This is a genomic window from Pseudomonas sp. FP215 (assembly GCF_030687795.1).
GTDB classification, from domain to species: Bacteria; Pseudomonadota; Gammaproteobacteria; order Pseudomonadales; family Pseudomonadaceae; genus Aquipseudomonas; species Aquipseudomonas salmasensis.
Genome location: NZ_CP117447.1, coordinates 134,695 through 155,210 on the forward strand (window position 1 = coordinate 134,695; position 20,516 = coordinate 155,210).

Here is a 20,516-nt window from a genome sequence, read left to right on the forward strand (position 1 = left end):
AGTAACTGATCGGATGTCTCTGTTCAAACAGCTATTGATCGCAATCTGTCTGTTCCTGGTGGTCGCCTTCAGCGGCAGCTTCATGGTCAGCCTGGAAAGCTCGCGCACCCAGTACGTCAACCAACTGCGTTCCCACGCCCAGGACGCCGCGACGGCGTTGGCGCTGTCGCTGACCCCGAATATCGACGACCCGGCCATGGTGGAGCTGCTGGTCAGCTCGATCTTCGACAGCGGTTACTACGCCAGCATCCGCGTCGTGGACCTGGCCACCGACAAAACCATCGTCGAGCGCAGCGGTATCCCGGACAACAACGGCGTGCCCAACTGGTTCGTCAAGTTGATCGGCCTGGAGCCGGCCGGCGGTGATGCGTTGGTCAGCCGTGGCTGGGAACAGGCCGCACGGGTAGAAGTGGTCAGCCATCCGATGTTCGCCCTGGCCAAGCTCTGGCAAAGCGCCCTGGGTAGCCTGGGCTGGTTACTGCTGTGCGGCGCGGTCAGCGTGGTGCTCGGTGGGCTGCTGCTGCGCCGGCAATTGAAGCCGTTGGACTATATGGTCAAGCAATCCCACGCCATTGCCCGCCGCGAGTTCCTCAGCCTGCCTGACTTGCCCCGCACGCCAGAACTGCGTCGCGTGGTACAGGCCATGAACCAGATGGTGGAAAAGCTCAAGGCGCTGTTCCAGGAGCAGGCCGAGCGTAGCGAAAAACTGCGCACCGAATCCTATCAGGACAACCTCACCGGCCTCGCCAACCGCCGTTATTTCGAGATGCAGCTCAACGCCCGCGTCAGTAACCCGGAAGAGACCAACTCCGGCTACCTGCTGTTGCTGCGGGTCAAAGACCTGGCCGGCCTCAACCAGCGCCTGGGCGGCCAGCGCACCGACCAGTTGCTGCAAGCGGTTGGCGAACAACTGCTGCGCCAGTGCGCGCCGTACCCGGAAACCCATAACCTCGTCACCCGTATTCGTGGTGGTGAGTTCGCCGTGCTGGCGCCAGGGTTGATGCGTGAAGAAGCGGTGCAACTGGCGCAGAACCTGGAAAGCACTTTGCTCAGCCTGCAAGCGACCGGTGCCAGCGACGTTACGCCGGTCGCCTATATCGGCCTGGCGCCGTTCAGCCATGGCGATGCGCCCCAAGCCTTGTTGACCCTGGCCGACCAGGCCCTGGCCCAGGCCCAAGCGCAGGGCGACACCAGTTGGGTGTGCCTGGACCGCAGCGCCGCCGCCAGCGTGGGAGACGATCACCATGCCTGGCACACCTTGCTGGACCAGGCCCTGACCCAGCAGCGCTTCCAGCTGTACTTCCAGCCAGTGGTGGCCAGCCAGGACCCACAGTTGGTCTTGCACTACAAAGTGCTGTCGCGCTTGCAAGACGAGGACGGCCGCACCATACCGGCCGGGCGCTTCCTGCCGTGGCTGGAGCGCTTCGGTTGGTCGGCCCGCCTGGACCGCCTGATGCTGGAGCAGGTGCTCAAGCAGATGAGCAGCCACACCGAGAACCTGGCGCTGAACCTCTCGGCCGCGACCCTGCAGGACACCCAGGCTCTGAACCGCATTTATGACCTGCTACGCCAGCACAGCAACCTGGGCCCGCGCCTCACCCTGGAGATCGGTGAAGAGCAACTGCCTGAGCAGCACGTGCTGGAACAGATGACCCAGCGCCTGCGCGAGCTGGGCTTCTCCCTCAGCCTGCAACGTTTCGGTGGGCGGTTCAGCATGATCGGCAACCTGGCGCGCCTGGGCCTGGCGTACCTGAAGATCGACGGCAGCTACATTCGCGCCATCGACCAGGAAAGTGACAAGCGCCTGTTTATCGAGGCCATCCAGCGAGCGGCCCATAGCATTGACCTGCCGCTGATTGCCGAGCGTGTAGAGACCGAGGGCGAACTGAAGGTGATTCGTGAGATGGGAATTTTCGGTGTGCAGGGCCAACTGTTTGGCGAACCCGCACCCTGGAAATAATTTACCTGTAGGAGCGAGCTTGCTCGCGAAGATCGCCAACGATAACGCGCAAAGCCTGACACCCCGTGGCGATTTCAGTTTTTTCGCGAGCAAGCTCGCTCCTACTGGGGTGGGAGCGGTTGGATCAAATCAATCCTTTCTCGTCATCATCGATCAACTGGCTCAACCCACCCAACGCTTCCCGCGCCTGGTTACGGTCCATCAACTTGGCCTGGGCTGCCGGGGGCAGGTCGGTCACGCTGATCACCCCTTTGCGGGTCAGCACCTGGATCAAGTCGTCCAGCACCCGGATCATCTCCAAGTCGCTTTGCTTGAGCTGGGCCAGGCTGGTTTCCACTACTTCGTTGGCGTACCAGGCCTGGATCTCATGGTGATCGGCCGGCAGGGTTTCAGTGGAGTCGGCAAAGGCGATAGCCTCTACGCGAACCAGCGCGCCCTGTGCATCACGTTGCACGTAAAACATAACAACCCCTCGAAAATGCGCCACAGGCGTTCAACAGCATAGGTCAACGCTGCGTGTATGGGCGTGAGTATGCGATGCACCGTCCGCCAGAGCCAGCGGCCCGCAGGCCAAAAAATCGGCCGCCTGGAAGGGCGGCCGATTAATCGTGTCTTAAGTGTGGTCGATCTTGATGGTCGGGTCGGCACCACTGATCAGCGAGTTGATGCTGGTGTGGGACCAATCGTTGCCTTCCAGCTTGATCGTCACATCGGCATTGGCCAGGCCACCGGCGGCGTTGAGCTTGCCTTCACTGCTCACTTGCAGGGTCGACACGCCGTCTACCGTGGTGATCTTGAGGTAGTTGTCGATGGTGCTGTCGGTTTCACCTTTCAACAAATCACGCAGATCAATGCGGTCGCCTTCCGAGGCCTTGAAGTCCTTGATCACATCGTTGCCGATGTCGCCAGACTTCCACACAAAGGTGTCGGCACCCGAGCCACCGATCAGGATGTCGTTGCCGGTGCCACCCAGCAGGATGTCATTGCCTTTGCCGCCATCGAGCGTGTCGTTGCCGCCCTGGCCGAACAGGATGTCATCGCCAGCACCGCCCAGCAGTGTGTCGCCGGCATCTTTGGCGCCGGAGGCGCCGAAGTCCACATAGTGCTCGGTGACGTACTGGTGAACGTTAGAGGCAGTCACTGCCGAGACAGCCACGCCGGTCTTCTGTGCGACAAAGGCCTGCAGCGCGTTGTAACCCTCGCCATTGATCCCGCTGAAGCTCACCAGGTCGCCGAACAGGATGTCATTGCCGTCGCCACCGCTGACGGTGTCCGCGCCCGGCAACGTCGCCTCGGTGTGGCCGAGGATAGCGTTGGCGAGGTCCTTCGGATCGATGTTGGTTTGCGGCTTGTTATCGGTATCGTACGGCTTGAGATCGTCGAGACTGACGGCGCCGTTGATCCCGATTGCTTCCACCGCCGACAACCCTTTGAGCAATGCAAAACCGCTGTTGGCGTTGTTGATGGTTGCGGTGCTGGTGCCGTTACCGTAGCCGTCGAGGTAGGAGACTTCAAAAGTCCCGTCACCCTGGGCGTGCACGGTACCTATGACGCCGTTGTCGTACCAACCACCCAGGAACGTCTGCTTCCATTGGTGCAGTTGGCCCTGGCCGTCGATCAACTGCAGGTTAGCGCCATTGACGTTAATGCTGAACGTGTTACCCAGCACATAGTTGTTCGCACTGATGTAGTCGTCCAGGCGCCCATCGGTGGTGCGGAAGTCGTAGAAGTCAGTCACTACCGGGTTGGTCTGCTCGCCGCTCTGGTGGTAGGTCGGCTGGCCGTCGGTGATGAAGTACGTCAAGTTGGTTGCGCCGGTGTTTTTGGTCGCCAGGTCGCTCTGGAAGAAGTTGGCCGTGGCCTTGAACACGTCTTCGTAGTTGGTACCGCCTTCCGATGCCATCGAGTTCAGCACCGCTTTGAGCTGAGTCAGTGCACTAGGATCGTTGAGGTTGATAGCCACCGACTTTTTCACCTGGCTATCGAAGTCCGCCAGGAAGATATTTACGGTACCCGATGTGTTGGCGCCCAGGCTGTCCTTGAGGGAGTTGAACACCGAAGTCAACGAGGCCTTCGCGGCGTCGAGCGAGGCGACGCTCATACTACCGGAGCTGTCCACCATGAACGCGATGTTGTAGTTCTTGCCCTGCACCACGTTCAGGCCGGCGATGTCGGCCACGACGATGTCGTTGCCATCGCTGCCATTGATAGTGTCGCTGCCCGAGGTGCCGGTGACCGAGTTGTAGGTCGCTGGGTGCACCGTGACGGGCAATTGCGCGGTGGTGGTCGCTGAACCGCCGATGCTCTCGGTGGAAGTCGAGGTGACCGTCAGGTTGAACTGGCCGCTGTAGTAGGTCGGCGGCTTGATGGTCAGGGTGTTCAGGTCCCAGCCGGTGACATTCACTTCGCCCACGGTTTTACCCGCGGTAAAGGTGTGCCCCGATGCGTCGGTAAGCACCGAGCCTGCCGGAATGCCGCTGATCTTCACGCTCAGGGTTTCCGAACCGTCGGTGTCGGTCAGCGCGGTGGTGACCTTGGACAATTTGACCGTGCCGTTTTCCTGGCCTTCGTTGAGCTTGTAGCCCACGTAGTAACCGTCGCCGTTGCTGCCATGCAGGTCGGACAGGGTTACGCCGGCGTTGGTCAGGTCGGTGAGGCCGGTGTACAGCGGCACGGTGCTGGTGCTCAGGTTCTGCACCGCCCCGCCGTTGACCGACAGGTTGACGTCAAAGCTGCCAGGCCCCGCCTGGTTGGCCTGGTAGATCTCAAGGCTGTAGTAACCGGTGGTGGTTGGCGTGAACGAGCCGCTGAACTTGCCGCTGTTGGTGCCCCACAAACCGCTGGCAACGTCTTTACCGCCAACATTGACCACCAAGCTGTCATCGGCCACGCCGCTGAAGGTGTAGCTCTTGCCGGCTTCCATGTACATCAGGCCAGAGATCTTCGAACCTGAGCCGGGGTTGACGTTTTCGGTGGACTCGACGTTGCTGATGACCGCGGTGCTATTTGGAGTGCCGGCGTTATCAATGGCTTTTTTCAGGTCGGCCGGTGCCGCGCCGTTACCGTTGTTGCCCAGCCCCGAAATGCTGCTCCAGCTTTGCTTGACCAGGCCGGTCGAGTTGACGCTGTTGTCGGCCACGCTGAGGGTCGGTGCGTCGGCCACTGGGGTGATATCGACTTTCACCGTGGCGCTGGTACCCAGGTCCTTGCCATCGGTTGGCTGGAACTTGAACTGCGCGTAATCCGCCTGCTTGTTACCCACACCGGTGCCGCCATAACCGTCGGCGCCGGACTCGTTGGCGTTCGGCGTAAAGCGCAGTTGGCCGCCATCGATCTGAGCCTTGGTAAAGGTCTGGCCGCTGGTCACGTTGGTCCAGGTGCTGCCGTCCGCCGCCAGGTATTGCAGCTTGCCAGCCACCGGCAGCTCGGTGATTTTCACCCCGAGGCTGGCTTGTGGCGAGTCCACATCGCTCACGCCGAAGTTGGTCCAGGTCAGGACCAGCGCGGTGTCTTCCGTACCGGTCACGGCACCGCCAGTGGCCACTGGCGCATCGTTGACCGCCACCACGTTGACGGTGGTGGTGGCCACGTTGGAGTAGTTGCCGCCGTCGGTCACCGTCACGGTGATGGTGCGCGGCGTGGTGCTCGGGTCGTGGCTGTTGTTGGTGAACGTGATGTTCTTGATTTGCTGCATGTAGTCGGCCAGCGACGCGGTGCCGGTCAAGGTCAAGGTGATTTTGCCGGTGACAGGGTCGGTAGTCGGGGTCACGGTGATGCCATTCACGCCGCTGAAGTTCAGCGAGTCGCCCGGCTGGTTGTTGGTCAATACCACGGTGGCGCCGGTCAGTTGGGTGCTGTCCGGGTCGGTGATCTTGATGTCAGTGTCAGCGATTGACACACCGGTGCCGCCTTCGGTGAAGGTGGTCTTGAAGTCGGCACCGATGGCGCCGCTGGAGTTGTTGGCATCCAGATCAATGACCGGTGGCGCATCGTTGTCGATGATGTCAGTGGAGACAGTGCCTTTGTCGATCACCAGGTTCTCGAAGTTGCCCCCGGTGACCTTGTCGATGGTGATAACGATCTGTTCCGTAGGTTCGGTGATCTTGTCGTCGAGCGTGCGGATATCAAACGGCACACTGCTGGAGCCTGCCGGGATCTTCACGGTGTACACGCCAGTGAAGTCCGAACCGTCAGTGGCGGTGCCGCTGTATTTGAGCGTCACGGTCACGTCGGTTTGCGGCGGGTTGGTCAAGGTCAGGGTGTAGTGGGCGGTGCCACCTTCAGTGACCGAACCGTCGCCCGTAATGCTGATTTTGGTATCAGTCACTACATCCGTGACCTTGGTGACCGCGGGGTTGCCGTCAACAATCAGATGCTCGTACTTGTCGCCACCGCTGACCACGCTGGTGATCTTGGCGCTGACATCATTGGCCCCGACATAGGCATCGTTCGGTGCGGTAGCCGTCGTGAAGCTGGTGGACTTGCCACTGCCGATGGTGATGGTCGAGCCGTTATCCAGCCTTACCACCAGGTCGGAGCCCACGTTGTTCACGGCTGCGCCGTTTTTGTCGACCAGGGACGCGGTGTAGACGATCTGCCCGCCTTCGCTGACCGAACCGGTGGCCTTGAGCACCACGGTCACGTCGTCGATGGTGTCGTTGACGGTGGTTGTGGCGCCCGCAGGAGTGATGGTCACACCCTCGAAATTGCCGCCGGTGGTGCCGGTGATCTTGACGGTCTGGGTGCTCTTGTCGATGAACACGTCATCGGTCGGCGCCGGGACGGTCACCGTGCCCACGGTCTCACCTTGCTTGATGGTGATGCTCGAACCGTTGTCGAGCTGGACCAGCATGTCGCTGCCGGCCTTGTTGCTCAAGGTGGCGGTGTAGGTGATCTGGCCGCCTTCGTTGACCGCAGTCGGGGCGGTCAAGGTGACGGTGGTCAAGTCGGTGGTGCCCGGCGTGTCGGTGACAGTGGTGTTCACCGCCGTCGTGCCCGGCACCAGGTTCTCGAAATGCTCGCCACCGGTCACGCCTTTGATGGCGGTGGTGACGGTTTGGTCGCCTTTGTAGACGTCGTTTGGCGCAAGGGTGGTGATGGAGCCGCTCGACTGATTCACGCCGATGGTGATGGTCTTGCCATTGTCCAAGGTGACGGTCAGCGGATTGGTGATGTTGGTCACCGCTGCGCCGTTTTTATCCACAAGGCTGGCGGTGTAGACGATGTTGCCGCCTTCGCCGACGGTGGTGGTGGCGGTCAGAACCACATCCACCTTGTCGATAGTGTCGTTGATCGTGGTAGTTGCGCCGTTGCCTGCGACTTCGAGTTTTTCGAAGTTGCCGCCAGTGGTTTCGGTGATCTTGACCGTCTGCGTGCTCTTGTCGATAAACACGTCATCGGTAGGTGCAGGCACGGTTACGGTGCCTACGGTTTCGCCAGCTTTGATGGTGATGCTTGAGCCGTTGTCGAGTTTCAGCGTTACGTCGGTACCGGCCTTGTTGCTCAAGGTCGCGGTGTACGTGATCTGGCCGCCTTCGTTAACGACACTTGGCGCTGTCAGCGTCACGGTGGTGGTGTTATCGGTACCTGGTGTGTCCGTAACGGTGGTGTTCACCGCTGCAGTGCCAGGGACCAAGTTCTCGAAGTGCTCACCGCCGGTCACGCCTTTGATAGCTGTGGTGACGGTCTGGTCGCCCTTGTACACATCATCAGGAGCCAGAACCGACACGCTACCGCTCGACTGATTCACACCGATAGTGATGGTCTTGCCGTTGTCCAAAGTCACGGTCAGCGGATTGGTGATGTTGGTCACCGGTGCGCCGTTTTTATCCACAAGGCTGGCGGTGTAGACGATATTGCCGCCTTCGCCCACGGTGGTGGTGGCCGTTAGGACTACATCGACCTTGTCGATGGTGTCGTTGATCGTGGTCGTTGCGCCATTGCCTGCAACTTCCAGTTTTTCGAAGTTGCCGCCGGAAGCGTCGGTGATCTTGACGGTCTGGGTGCTCTTGTCGATGAACACGTCATCAGTAGGGGCGGGCACGGTCACAGTACCGACGGTCTCGCCGGCCTTGATGGTGATCGACGAACCGTTATCCAACTTCAGCGTTACATCAGTGCCAGCTTTGTTGGAGAGCGTTGCGGTGTATGTAATCTGCCCACCCTCATTTGCCTGGGCCGGAGCCGTCAGCGTCACGGTGGTGGTGTTGTCGGTACCGGGGGTATCGGTGACAGTGGTGTTCACTGCCGTAGTGCCAGGCACCAGGTTCTCGAAATGCTCGCCGCCAGTCACGCCTTTGATGGCGGTGGTAACGGTTTGATCGCCCTTATAGACATCATCCGGCGCAATGGTAGTGATGGAGCCACTCGACTGATTCACACCGATGGTGATGGTCTTGCCGTTGTCCAAGGTGACGGTCAGCGGATTGGTGATGTTGGTCACCGGTGCGCCGTTTTTATCCACAAGGCTGGCGGTGTAGACGATGTTGCCGCCTTCGCCGACGGTGGTGGTGGCGGTCAGGACAACATCAACTTTGTCGATGGTGTCGTTGATCGTAGTGGTCGCGCCGCTGCCTGCAACTTCCAGTTTTTCGAAGTTGCCGCCGGAAGCGTCGGTGATCTTGACTGTCTGGGTGCTCTTATCGATAAACACATCATCGGTAGGGGCGGGCACGGTTACGGTGCCAACAGTTTCGCCAGCCTTGATGGTGATGCTTGAGCCGTTGTCGAGTTTCAGCGTGACGTCGGTACCGGCCTTGTTGCTCAAGGTCGCGGTGTAGGTGATCTGACCACCTTCGTTAACGGCACTTGGCGCAGTTAGCGTAACCGTGGTGGTGTTATCGGTGCCCGGAGTGTCCGTAACGGTGGTGTTCACCGCGGTAGTGCCAGGGACCAGATTCTCGAAATGCTCGCCGCCGGTCACACCCTTGATAGCGGTGGTGACAGTTTGGTCGCCCTTGTACACATCATCAGGAGCAAGAACCGAAACGCTACCGCTAGTCTGGTTTACGCCGATGGTGATGGTCTGGCCATTATCCAAGGTGACGGTCAACGGATTGGTGATGTTAGTCACCGGTGCGCCGTTTTTATCCACAAGGCTAGCGGTGTAGACGATGTTGCCGCCTTCGCCAACGGTGGTAGTGGCGGTCAGGACGACATCGACTTTGTCGATCGTGTCATTGATCGTGGTCGTTGCGCCATTGCCTGCAACTTCGAGTTTTTCGAAGTTGCCGCCGGAAGCGTCGGTGATCTTGACGGTCTGGGTGCTCTTATCGATAAACACATCATCGGTAGGCGCAGGCACGGTCACAGTACCGACGGTCTCGCCAGCTTTGATGGTGATCGAAGAGCCGTTATCCAACTTCAAGGTGACGTCGGTACCGGCCGTGTTGCTCAAGGTAGCGGTGTAGGTGATCTGACCACCTTCGCTCGCCTCGGTTGGAGCGGTCAGCGTCACGGTGGTGGTGTTATCGGTGCCCGGGTTATCGGTGACAGTAGTGTTCACTGCCGTCGTACCAGGGACCAGGTTTTCGAAATGCTCGCCGCCGGTCACGCCTTTGATGGCGGTAGTGACAGTTTGGTCGCCCTTGTACACATCATCAGGAGCAAGAACCGAAACGCTACCGCTAGTCTGGTTTACGCCGATAGTGATGGTCTTGCCGTTATCGAGGGTGACGGTCAGCGGGTTGGTGATGTTAGTCACTGGCGCGCCGTTTTTATCCACGAGGCTGGCGGTGTAGACGATGTTGCCGCCTTCGCCAACGGTGGTGGTGGCCGTCAGGACAACATCGACTTTATCGATGGTGTCGTTGATCGTGGTCGTTGCGCCATTGCCTGCCACTTCGAGTTTTTCGAAGTTGCCGCCAGTGGTTTCGGTGATCTGAACGGTCTGCGTGCTCTTATCGATAAACACATCATCGGTAGGCGCAGGCACAGTCACGGTGCCAACGGTTTCGCCAGCTTTGATAGTGATCGAAGAGCCGTTATCCAACTTCAGCGTTACATCAGTACCGGCTTTGTTGCTCAAGGTCGCGGTGTACGTGATCTGGCCGCCTTCGTTAACGACACTTGGCGCTGTCAGCGTCACAGTAGTGGTGTTGTCGGTACCCGGAGTGTCCGTAACGGTGGTGTTCACCGCGGTAGTGCCAGGGACCAGATTCTCGAAATGCTCGCCGCCGGTCACACCCTTGATAGCGGTGGTGACAGTTTGGTCGCCCTTGTACACATCGTCAGGAGCAAGAACCGAAACGCTACCGCTAGTCTGGTTTACGCCGATGGTGATGGTCTGGCCGTTATCCAAGGTGACGGTCAACGGATTGGTGATGTTAGTCACCGGTGCGCCGTTTTTATCCACAAGGCTGGCGGTGTAGACGATGTTGCCGCCTTCGCCGACGGTGGTAGTGGCGTTCAGGACCACATCAACTTTGTCGATGGTGTCGTTGATGGTGGTGGTTGCACCGTTGCCTGCAACTTCCAGTTTTTCGAAGTTGCCGCCGGAAGCGTCGGTGATCTTGACGGTCTGGGTGCTCTTATCGATAAACACATCATCGGTAGGCGCAGGCACAGTCACGGTGGCAACGGTTTCGCCAGCTTTGATAGTGATCGACGAGCCGTTATCCAACTTCAGCGTTACATCAGTGCCAGCTTTGTTGGAGAGCGTTGCGGTGTACGTGATCTGGCCACCTTCGTTAACAGCGTTAGGCGCTGTCAGCGTCACAGTAGTGGTGTTGTCGGTACCTGGTGTGTCCGTGACGGTGGTATTCACCGCCGTAGTACCCGGCACTAGATTTTCAAAGTGCTCGCCACCGGTTACGCCTTTGATAGCGGTGGTGACAGTTTGGTCGCCCTTGTACACGTCATCTGGAGCAAGAACCGAAACGCTACCGCTCGATTGATTTACACCGATGGTGATGGTTTTGCCGTTATCCAAGGTGACGGTCAGCGGATTGGTGATGTTGGTCACCGGTGCGCCGTTTTTATCCACAAGGCTGGCGGTGTAAACGATGTTGCCGCCTTCGCCAACGGTAGTGGTAGCAGTTAGAACTACATCCACCTTGTCGATGGTGTCGTTGATCGTGGTCGTTGCGCCGTTACCTGCGACTTCGAGTTTTTCGAAGTTGCCGCCGGAAGCGTCAGTAATCTTGACGGTCTGAGTGCTCTTATCGATGAACACGTCATCGGTAGGGGCGGGCACGGTTACGGTGCCAACCGTTTCGCCAGCCTTGATGGTGATGCTTGAACCGTTGTCGAGTTTCAGCGTTACGTCAGTGCCCGCTTTGTTGGACAGCGTGGCGGTGTACGTAATCTGCCCACCTTCGTTTGCCTCGGCCGGAGCCGTCAGCGTCACGGTAGTGATGTTATCGGTACCCGGTGTATCAGTCACAGTTGTGGTGACTTTATCGGTACCTGGGACCAGATTTTCAAAGTGTTCGCCGCCGGTCACGCCTTTGATGGCGGTGGTGACGGTTTGATCGCCTTTGTACACATCGTCTGGCGCGATGGTGGTGATGGAGCCGCTCGACTGATTCACACCAATGGTGATGGTCTTGCCGTTATCGAGGGTGACGGTCAGCGGATTGGTGATGTTAGTCACCGGTGCGCCGTTTTTATCCACAAGGCTGGCGGTGTAAACGATGTTGCCGCCTTCACCAACGGTGGTAGTGGCGGTCAGGACCACATCAACTTTGTCGATCGTGTCGTTGATGGTGGTGGTTGCGCCACTGCCTGCAACTTCCAGTTTTTCGAAGTTGCCGCCGGAAGCATCAGTAATCTTGACGGTCTGGGTGCTCTTATCGATAAACACGTCATCAGTAGGGGCGGGCACGGTCACAGTACCGACGGTCTCGCCAGCTTTGATAGTGATCGACGAGCCGTTATCCAGCTTTAAGGTGACGTCAGTACCGGCCTTGTTGCTCAAGGTTGCGGTATAGGTGATCTGGCCACCCTCATTCGCTTCGGTCGGAGCTGTCAGCGTTACGGTAGTGGTGTTATCGGTGCCCGGTGTATCAGTAACGGTGGTGTTAACCGGTGTAGTACCTGGAACCAGATTTTCGAAGTGCTCGCCGCCGGTCACACCCTTGATAGCGGTGGTGACGGTTTGATCGCCTTTATAGACATCATCAGGAGCAAGAATCGAAACGCTACCGCTAGTCTGGTTTACGCCGATGGTGATGGTCTGGCCATTATCCAAGGTGACGGTCAACGGATTGGTGATGTTAGTCACCGGTGCGCCGTTCTTATCCACAAGGCTGGCGGTGTAAACGATATTGCCGCCTTCGCCAACGGTGGTGGTCGCGGTCAGGACTACATCGACCTTGTCGATGGTGTCGTTGATCGTGGTGGTTGCGCCATTACCTGCGACTTCCAGTTTTTCGAAGTTGCCGCCAGTGGTTTCGGTGATCTGGACGGTCTGGCTGCTCTTGTCGATGAACACGTCATCGGTAGGGGCGGGCACGGTCACAGTACCGACGGTCTCGCCAGCTTTGATGGTGATCGAAGAGCCGTTATCCAGCTTCAAGGTGACGTCAGTACCGGCCTTGTTGTTCAAGGTCGCGGTGTAGGTGATCTGGCCGCCTTCGTTAACGGCACTTGGCGCAGTCAGCGTAACCGTGGTGGTGTTATCGGTGCCTGGGGTATCCGTAACGGTGGTGTTCACCGCCGTAGTACCCGGCACCAGATTTTCAAAGTGCTCGCCGCCGGTTACGCCTTTGATAGCAGTAGTGACGGTCTGGTCGCCTTTGTAAACATCATCAGGAGCAAGAACCGAAACACTACCGCTCGATTGGTTTACGCCAATGGTGATGGTCTGGCCGTTATCCAAAGTCACGGTCAACGGGTTGGTGATGTTAGTCACCGGGGCACCGTTTTTATCCACAAGGCTGGCGGTGTAGACGATGTTGCCGCCTTCACCAACGGTGTTAGTGGCGGTCAGAACTACATCAACCTTATCGATGGTGTCGTTGATGGTGGTGGTCGCGCCGCTGCCTGCCACTTCTAGTTTTTCGAAGTTGCCGCCGGTGGTTTCGGTGATCTGAACGGTCTGAGTGCTCTTATCGATAAACACGTCATCAGTAGGGGCGGGCACGGTCACAGTACCGACGGTGTCGCCAGCCTTGATCGTGATCGAAGAGCCGTTATCCAGCTTCAAGGTGACGTCAGTACCGGCCTTGTTGCTCAAGGTCGCGGTGTACGTAATCTGACCACCTTCGCTCGCCTCGGTTGGAGCCGTCAGCGTCACGGTAGTGGTGTTATCGGTACCCGGTGTATCAGTCACAGTTGTGGTGACGTTATCGGTACCTGGGACCAGATTTTCAAAGTGTTCGCCGCCGGTCACGCCTTTGATGGCGGTGGTGACGGTTTGATCGCCTTTGTACACATCGTCTGGCGCGATGGTGGTGATGGAGCCGCTCGACTGATTCACACCGATGGTGATGGTCTTGCCGTTATCCAAAGTCACGTTCAACGGATTGGTGATGTTGGTCACCGGTGCGCCGTTTTTATCCACAAGGCTGGCGGTGTAAACGATGTTGCCGCCTTCGCCAACGGTGGTGGTGGCGGTCAGGACGACATCGACTTTGTCGATGGTGTCGTTGATCGTGGTCGTTGCGCCATTGCCTGCAACTTCCAGTTTTTCGAAGTTGCCGCCGGAAGCGTCAGTGATTTTGACGGTCTGGGTGCTCTTATCGATAAACACATCATCGGTAGGCGCAGGCACAGTCACGGTGCCAACAGTTTCGCCAGCCTTGATCGTGATCGACGAACCGTTATCCAACTTCAGCGTTACATCAGTGCCAGCTTTGTTGGAGAGCGTGGCGGTGTACGTAATCTGCCCACCTTCGTTTGCCTGGGCCGGAGCCGTCAGCGTTACGGTAGTGGTGTTATCGGTGCCAGGGTTATCGGTGACAGTAGTGTTCACTGCCGTCGTACCAGGGACCAGGTTTTCGAAGTGCTCGCCGCCGGTCACGCCTTTGATGGCGGTAGTGACAGTTTGATCGCCCTTGTACACATCATCCGGCGCGATGGTGGTGATAGAGCCGCTCGACTGGTTTACGCCAATAGTGATGGTCTGGCCGTTATCCAAAGTCACGGTCAACGGGTTGGTGATGTTGGTCACCGGTGCGCCGTTCTTATCCACAAGGCTGGCGGTGTAGACGATGTTGCCGCCTTCACCAACGGTGGTGGTAGCAGTTAGAACTACATCCACCTTGTCGATGGTGTCGTTGATCGTGGTCGTTGCGCCGGAGCCTGCCACTTCGAGTTTTTCGAAGTTGCCGCCGGAAGCGTCAGTAATCTTGACGGTCTGGGTGCTCTTATCGATGAACACGTCATCGGTAGGGGCGGGCACGGTCACAGTGCCAACAGTGTCGCCGGCCTTGATGGTGATGCTTGAACCGTTGTCGAGTTTCAGTGTTACGTCAGTGCCCGCTTTGTTGGAAAGCGTGGCGGTGTACGTAATCTGCCCACCTTCGTTCGCCTCGGTCGGCGCTGTCAGTGTAACGGTGGTGGTGTTATCGGTGCTCGGTGTATCGGTAACGGTGGTGTTCACCGCGGTAGTGCCAGGGACCAGATTTTCGAAGTGCTCGCCACCAGTGACACCTTTGATGGCGGTGGTGACGGTCTGGTCGCCCTTGTAAACATCATCAGGAGCAAGAACCGAAACGCTACCGCTAGTCTGGTTTACGCCAATGGTAATGGTCTGGCCGTTATCCAAAGTCACGGTCAGCGGATTGGTGATGTTGGTCACCGGTGCGCCGTTCTTATCCACAAGGCTGGCGGTGTAGACGATGTTGCCGCCTTCGCCAACGGTGGTGGTCGCGGTCAGGACTACATCGACCTTGTCGATGGTGTCGTTGATCGTGGTCGTTGCGCCGTTGCCTGCAACTTCCAGTTTTTCGAAGTTGCCGCCCGAAGCGTCGGTGATCTTGACGGTCTGCGTGCTCTTATCGATGAACACGTCATCGGTAGGCGCAGGCACGCTCACAGTGCCAACAGTGTCGCCGGCCTTGATGGTGATGCTTGAACCGTTGTCGAGTTTCAGTGTTACGTCAGTGCCCGCTTTGTTGGAAAGCGTGGCGGTGTACGTAATCTGCCCACCTTCGTTCGCCTCGGTCGGCGCTGTCAGTGTAACGGTGGTGGTGTTATCGGTGCTCGGTGTATCGGTAACGGTGGTGTTCACCGCTGTAGTGCCAGGGACCAGATTTTCGAAGTGCTCGCCACCAGTGACACCTTTGATGGCGGTGGTGACGGTCTGGTCGCCCTTGTAAACATCATCAGGAGCAAGAACCGAAACGCTACCGCTAGTCTGGTTTACGCCAATGGTAATGGTCTGGCCGTTATCCAAAGTCACGGTCAACGGATTGGTGATGTTGGTCACCGGTGCGCCGTTTTTATCCACAAGGCTGGCGGTGTAAACGATGTTGCCGCCTTCGCCAACGGTGGTGGTGGCGGTCAGGACGACATCGACTTTGTCGATGGTGTCGTTGATCGTGGTCGTTGCGCCATTGCCTGCAACTTCCAGTTTTTCGAAGTTGCCGCCGGAAGCGTCAGTGATTTTGACGGTCTGGGTGCTCTTATCGATAAACACATCATCGGTAGGCGCAGGCACAGTCACGGTGCCAACAGTTTCGCCAGCCTTGATCGTGATCGACGAACCGTTATCCAACTTCAGCGTTACATCAGTGCCAGCTTTGTTGGAGAGCGTGGCGGTGTACGTAATCTGCCCACCTTCGTTTGCCTGGGCCGGAGCCGTCAGCGTTACGGTAGTGGTGTTATCGGTGCCAGGGTTATCGGTGACAGTAGTGTTCACTGCCGTCGTACCAGGGACCAGGTTTTCGAAGTGCTCGCCGCCGGTCACGCCTTTGATGGCGGTAGTGACAGTTTGATCGCCCTTGTACACATCATCCGGCGCGATGGTGGTGATAGAGCCGCTCGACTGGTTTACGCCAATAGTGATGGTCTGGCCGTTATCTAAAGTCACGGTCAACGGGTTGGTGATGTTGGTCACCGGTGCGCCGTTCTTATCCACAAGGCTGGCGGTGTAGACGATGTTGCCGCCTTCGCCAACGGTGGTGGTCGCGGTCAGGACTACATCGACCTTGTCGATGGTGTCGTTGATTGTGGTCGTTGCGCCGGAGCCTGCCACTTCGAGTTTTTCGAAGTTGCCGCCGGAAGCGTCAGTAATCTTGACGGTCTGGGTGCTCTTATCGATGAACACGTCATCGGTAGGGGCGGGCACGGTCACAGTGCCAACAGTGTCGCCGGCCTTGATGGTGATGCTTGAACCGTTGTCGAGTTTCAGTGTTACGTCAGTGCCCGCTTTGTTGGAAAGCGTGGCGGTGTACGTAATCTGCCCACCTTCGTTCGCCTCGGTCGGCGCTGTCAGTGTAACGGTGGTGGTGTTATCGGTGCTCGGTGTATCGGTAACGGTGGTGTTCACCGCTGTAGTGCCAGGGACCAGATTTTCGAAGTGCTCGCCACCAGTGACACCTTTGATGGCGGTGGTGACGGTCTGGTCGCCCTTGTAAACATCATCAGGAGCAAGAACCGAAACGCTACCGCTAGTCTGGTTTACGCCAATGGTAATGGTCTGGCCGTTATCCAAAGTCACGGTCAGCGGATTGGTGATGTTGGTCACCGGTGCGCCGTTCTTATCCACAAGGCTGGCGGTGTAGACGATGTTGCCGCCTTCACCAACGGTGGTGGTAGCAGTTAGAACTACATCCACCTTGTCGATGGTGTCGTTGATCGTGGTCGTTGCGCCGTTGCCTGCAACTTCCAGTTTTTCGAAGTTGCCGCCCGAAGCGTCGGTGATCTTGACGGTCTGCGTGCTCTTATCGATGAACACGTCATCGGTAGGCGCAGGCACGGTCACAGTGCCAACCGTGTCGCCGGCCTTGATGGTGATCGAAGAGCCGTTATCCAACTTCAACGTGACGTCGGTACCGGCCTTATTGCTCAAGGTCGCGGTATAGGTGATCTGGCCACCTTCGTTTGCCTCGGCCGGAGCGGTCAGCGTCACCGTAGTGGTGTTGTCAGTGCCTGGTGTATCCGTAACGGTGGTATTAACCGGGGTAGTACCTGGAGCCAGATTTTCAAAGTGCTCGCCGCCGGTCACGCCTTTGATGGCGGTAGTGACGGTCTGGTCGCCTTTGTAGACATCGTCTGGCGCGATGGTGGTGATAGAACCGCTCGACTGGTTTACGCCAATAGTGATGGTCTGGCCGTTATCTAAAGTCACGGTCAACGGGTTGGTGATGTTGGTCACCGGTGCGCCGTTCTTATCCACAAGGCTGGCGGTGTAGACGATGTTGCCGCCTTCGCCAACGGTGGTGGTCGCGGTCAGGACTACATCGACCTTGTCGATGGTGTCGTTGATCGTGGTCGTTGCGCCGGAGCCTGCCACTTCGAGTTTTTCGAAGTTGCCGCCAGAAGTCTCAGTAATCTTGACTGTCTGGGTGCTCTTATCGATGAACACGTCATCGGTAGGGGCGGGCACGGTCAGAGTGCCAACCGTTTCTCCAGCCTTGATGGTGATCGAAGAGCCGTTATCCAACTTCAACGTGACGTCGGTACCGGCCTTATTGCTCAAGGTCGCGGTATAGGTGATCTGGCCACCCTCATTCGCTTCGGTCGGAGCCGTCAGCGTTACGGTAGTGGTGTTATCGGTGCCCGGGGTATCAGTAACGGTGGTGTTAACCGGGGTAGTACCTGGAACCAGATTTTCGAAGTGCTCGCCACCAGTGACACTTTTGATGGCGGTGGTGACGGTTTGGTCGCCCTTGTACACATCATCAGGAGCTAGAACCGAAACGCTACCGCTCGATTGGTTTACGCCAATAGTGATGGTCTGGCCGTTATCCAAAGTCACGGTCAACGGGTTGGTGATGTTAGTCACCGGCGCACCGTTTTTATCCACAAGGCTGGCGGTGTAAACGATATTGCCGCCTTCACCAACGGTGGTGGTGGCCGTCAGAACCACATCGACTTTGTCGAGGGTGTCGTTGATCGTGGTGGTTGCGCCATTACCTGCAACTTCCAATTTCTCGAAGTTGCCGCCAGAGGTCTCAGTGATCTGAACGGTCTGCGTACTCTTGTCGATGAACACGTCATCGGTAGGCGCAGGCACAGTCACGGTGCCAACAGTTTCGCCAGCCTTGATCGTGATCGAGGAGCCGTTATCCAACTTCAGCGTGACATCAGTGCCCGCTTTATTGGAAAGCGTGGCGGTATACGTAACCTGACCACCTTCGTTCGCCTCGGTTGGCGCTGTCAGCGTCACAGTGGTGGTGTCGATCGAATCGGTAATGGTGGTAATCGCTGGCGTGGTGCTCGGCACCAGGCTCTCGAAATTGCCGCCAGTCGCGCTGGTGATCGTCGTACTGACGGTGCTGCCGTTGACGTAGACGTCATTAGCCGGCGTATCAACGACAACGCTGCCTGTCGACTCACCGGCCTTGATGGTGATCACCGAGCCATTGCTCAAGGTGACGTTCACCGGCGTCTGCGCCGGGTTGGTCAGGGTGGCGGTGTAGGTGATCTGGCCGCCTTCAGTCACGGTCGAACCTGCGGTCAGAGTGACCGTGGTGGTATCGATCGAATCGGTAATGGTGGTGACCGCAGGCGTGGTATTCGGTACCAGATTCTCGAAGTTGCCGCCCGTTGCGCCGGTGATGGTGGTGCTGACGGTCGAGCCATTGTTGTAGACGTCATTAGCCGGCGTATCAACCACAACGCTGCCCGTCGACTCACCGGCCTTGATGGTGATCACCGAGCCATTGCTCAAGGTGACGTTCACCGGGGTCTGCGCCGGGTTGGTCAGGGTGGCGGTGTAGGTGATCTGGCCACCTTCGGTCACGGTCGAACCCGCGGTCAGGGTGACCGTGGTGGTGTCGATCGAATCGGTAATGGTAGTGACCGCAGGCGTGGTATTCGGTACCAGGTTCTCGAAGTTGCCACCCGTTGCGCCCGTGATCGTGGTGCTGACTGTCGAACCATTGTTGTAGACGTCGTTGGCTGGCGTATCAAAGACAACGCTACCCGTCGACTCACCGGCCTTGATGGTGATCACCGAGCCATTGCTCAAGGTGACGTTCACCGGGGTCTGCGCCGGGTTGGTCAAGGTGGCGGTGTAGGTGATCTGGCCGCCTTCGGTCACGGTCGAACCAGCGGTCAGAGTAACCGTGGTGGTGTCGATCGAATCGGTAATGGTGGTGACCGCAGGCGTGGTATTCGGTACCAGGTTCTCGAAGTTGCCGCCCGTTGCGCCCGTGATGGTGGTGCTGATCGTCGAACCGTTGTTGTAGACGTCGTTAGCTGGCGTATCAACGACCACGGTCCCCGTCGACTCACCGGCCTTGATGGTGATCACCGAGCCATTGCTCAAGGTGACGTTCACCGGGGTCTGCGCCGGGTTGGTCAAGGTGGCGGTGTAGGTGATCTGGCCGCCTTCGGTCACGGACGAGCCAGCGGTCAGGGTGACCGTGGTGGTGTCAATGGTGTCGGTGATCTGCGTCACGGCCGGGTTAGGGTCGATGGTCAACACCAGGTTGCCGCCGCCGCTGGTGCCGGTAACGCCCACGCTGATCTGGCTCGGGTCGTTGTAGGGGGTGTCGTTAGGGGCCAGGGGAACGTTGACCGTACCGGTCAGTTGGCCGGACGGGATGGTAATCACCGCGCCATTGGACAAGGTGACGGTCAGGTCGCTGGTGGAGGGCCTGGTCACGGTGGCGGTGTAGGTCAGCACACCACCGGCTTCGGTGATGGTGGGCGTTGCGCTCACGGACAGGGTCGACGGCTGCAGCACCAGGTTGCCCGCGTCAGCGGAGCCTGGGGCGCCGGTCAGCGCGTTGAGAGCCGAAGTGCCCTGGCCAAGTGTGCCGGTGGGGAAGCCGATGGTGGGATCGACGCGGCCGGCGGTCGCATCCAGCACCACGAAGCTATGGCCACCCCCGGCGGCACCGTTACCGGCAGCGTTTGCGCCAGCCGCGGTGGCTTCCAGCTCGGTGGTCGGGTCGGCGCCGGCGGCGATGGCTTGTTGCAACTCGGCCACCGATGGCGCGGCTTGCTCGCTGGCCGCCGCCAGGTCGGCGGTGGAGTCCGGCATATCGGCGCTCCACTGGGTGTCACGGCCCAGGTCCAGGATGCGACCGTCGGCCAGCTCCAGGCTCACGGCGCCCGACATACCGGTGTCGATCTGGTCGCCCGCGAACAAGCGATCACCTTCAATGAGGACGCGGCGAGCACCTTCCGGAGAAATTACGAAAACTTGACCAACAATGCTTTTGACGGTGGCAACAACACTGCTCATTAAAATTTTCTCCGGCGATCCGTTTCGACAAATCCATTTCGCAGCGCGCTATTAGCGCTGCCAATCTGGGGGCGTAGTCTATAAATGCATTGACGTCAAATATTTGGCTGGATTTTTTAGCTATCTAGTTTGTGCCAAACTATTGACCTTATGGTCGCCATCCTAAACAATCGCCCTAGTAATGTCACATTGATATTTATGCGGCGAACCGTCCTACATGTGTGAAGCAGTTCCGCTTTTTGAACTTTCCGA

Annotated in this window: 3 protein-coding genes; 1 reads left to right on the forward strand and 2 read right to left on the reverse strand. The window is 58.3% G+C overall.

Annotated elements, in window-relative coordinates:
* The first annotated feature begins 13 nt into the window (after window positions 1-13).
* On the forward strand, window positions 14-1,960 hold the full coding sequence (gene lapD, locus PSH76_RS00635) for a cyclic di-GMP receptor LapD (protein WP_305493433.1): 1,947 nt from the start codon (window positions 14-16) through the stop codon (window positions 1,958-1,960).
* A gap of 124 nt (window positions 1,961-2,084) precedes the next feature.
* Here lapD and PSH76_RS00645 read toward each other — a convergent pair whose 3' ends face one another.
* Together PSH76_RS00645 and PSH76_RS00650 are read right to left on the reverse strand one after the other, a co-directional pair.
* Window positions 2,085-2,423 (reverse strand): hypothetical protein, encoded by a 339-nt coding sequence (locus PSH76_RS00645; protein ID WP_032894252.1) that lies wholly within the window; start codon window positions 2,421-2,423, stop codon window positions 2,085-2,087.
* 150 nt (window positions 2,424-2,573) lie between these two features.
* Window positions 2,574-20,264, reverse strand: coding sequence for a retention module-containing protein (locus PSH76_RS00650; RefSeq protein ID WP_305493434.1), 17,691 nt, complete (start codon window positions 20,262-20,264; stop codon window positions 2,574-2,576).
* Window positions 20,265-20,516 lie beyond the last annotated feature (252 nt).

What these genes read in the sequence shown, in the direction of transcription:
- lapD (WP_305493433.1), top strand. Translation starts at nt 14, where the DNA reads ATGTCTCTGTTCAAACAGCTATTGATCGCAATCTGTCTGTTCCTGGTG.
- PSH76_RS00650 (WP_305493434.1), bottom strand. Translation starts at nt 20,264, where the DNA reads ATGAGCAGTGTTGTTGCCACCGTCAAAAGCATTGTTGGTCAAGTTTTC.
- PSH76_RS00645 (WP_032894252.1), bottom strand. Translation starts at nt 2,423, where the DNA reads ATGTTTTACGTGCAACGTGATGCACAGGGCGCGCTGGTTCGCGTAGAG.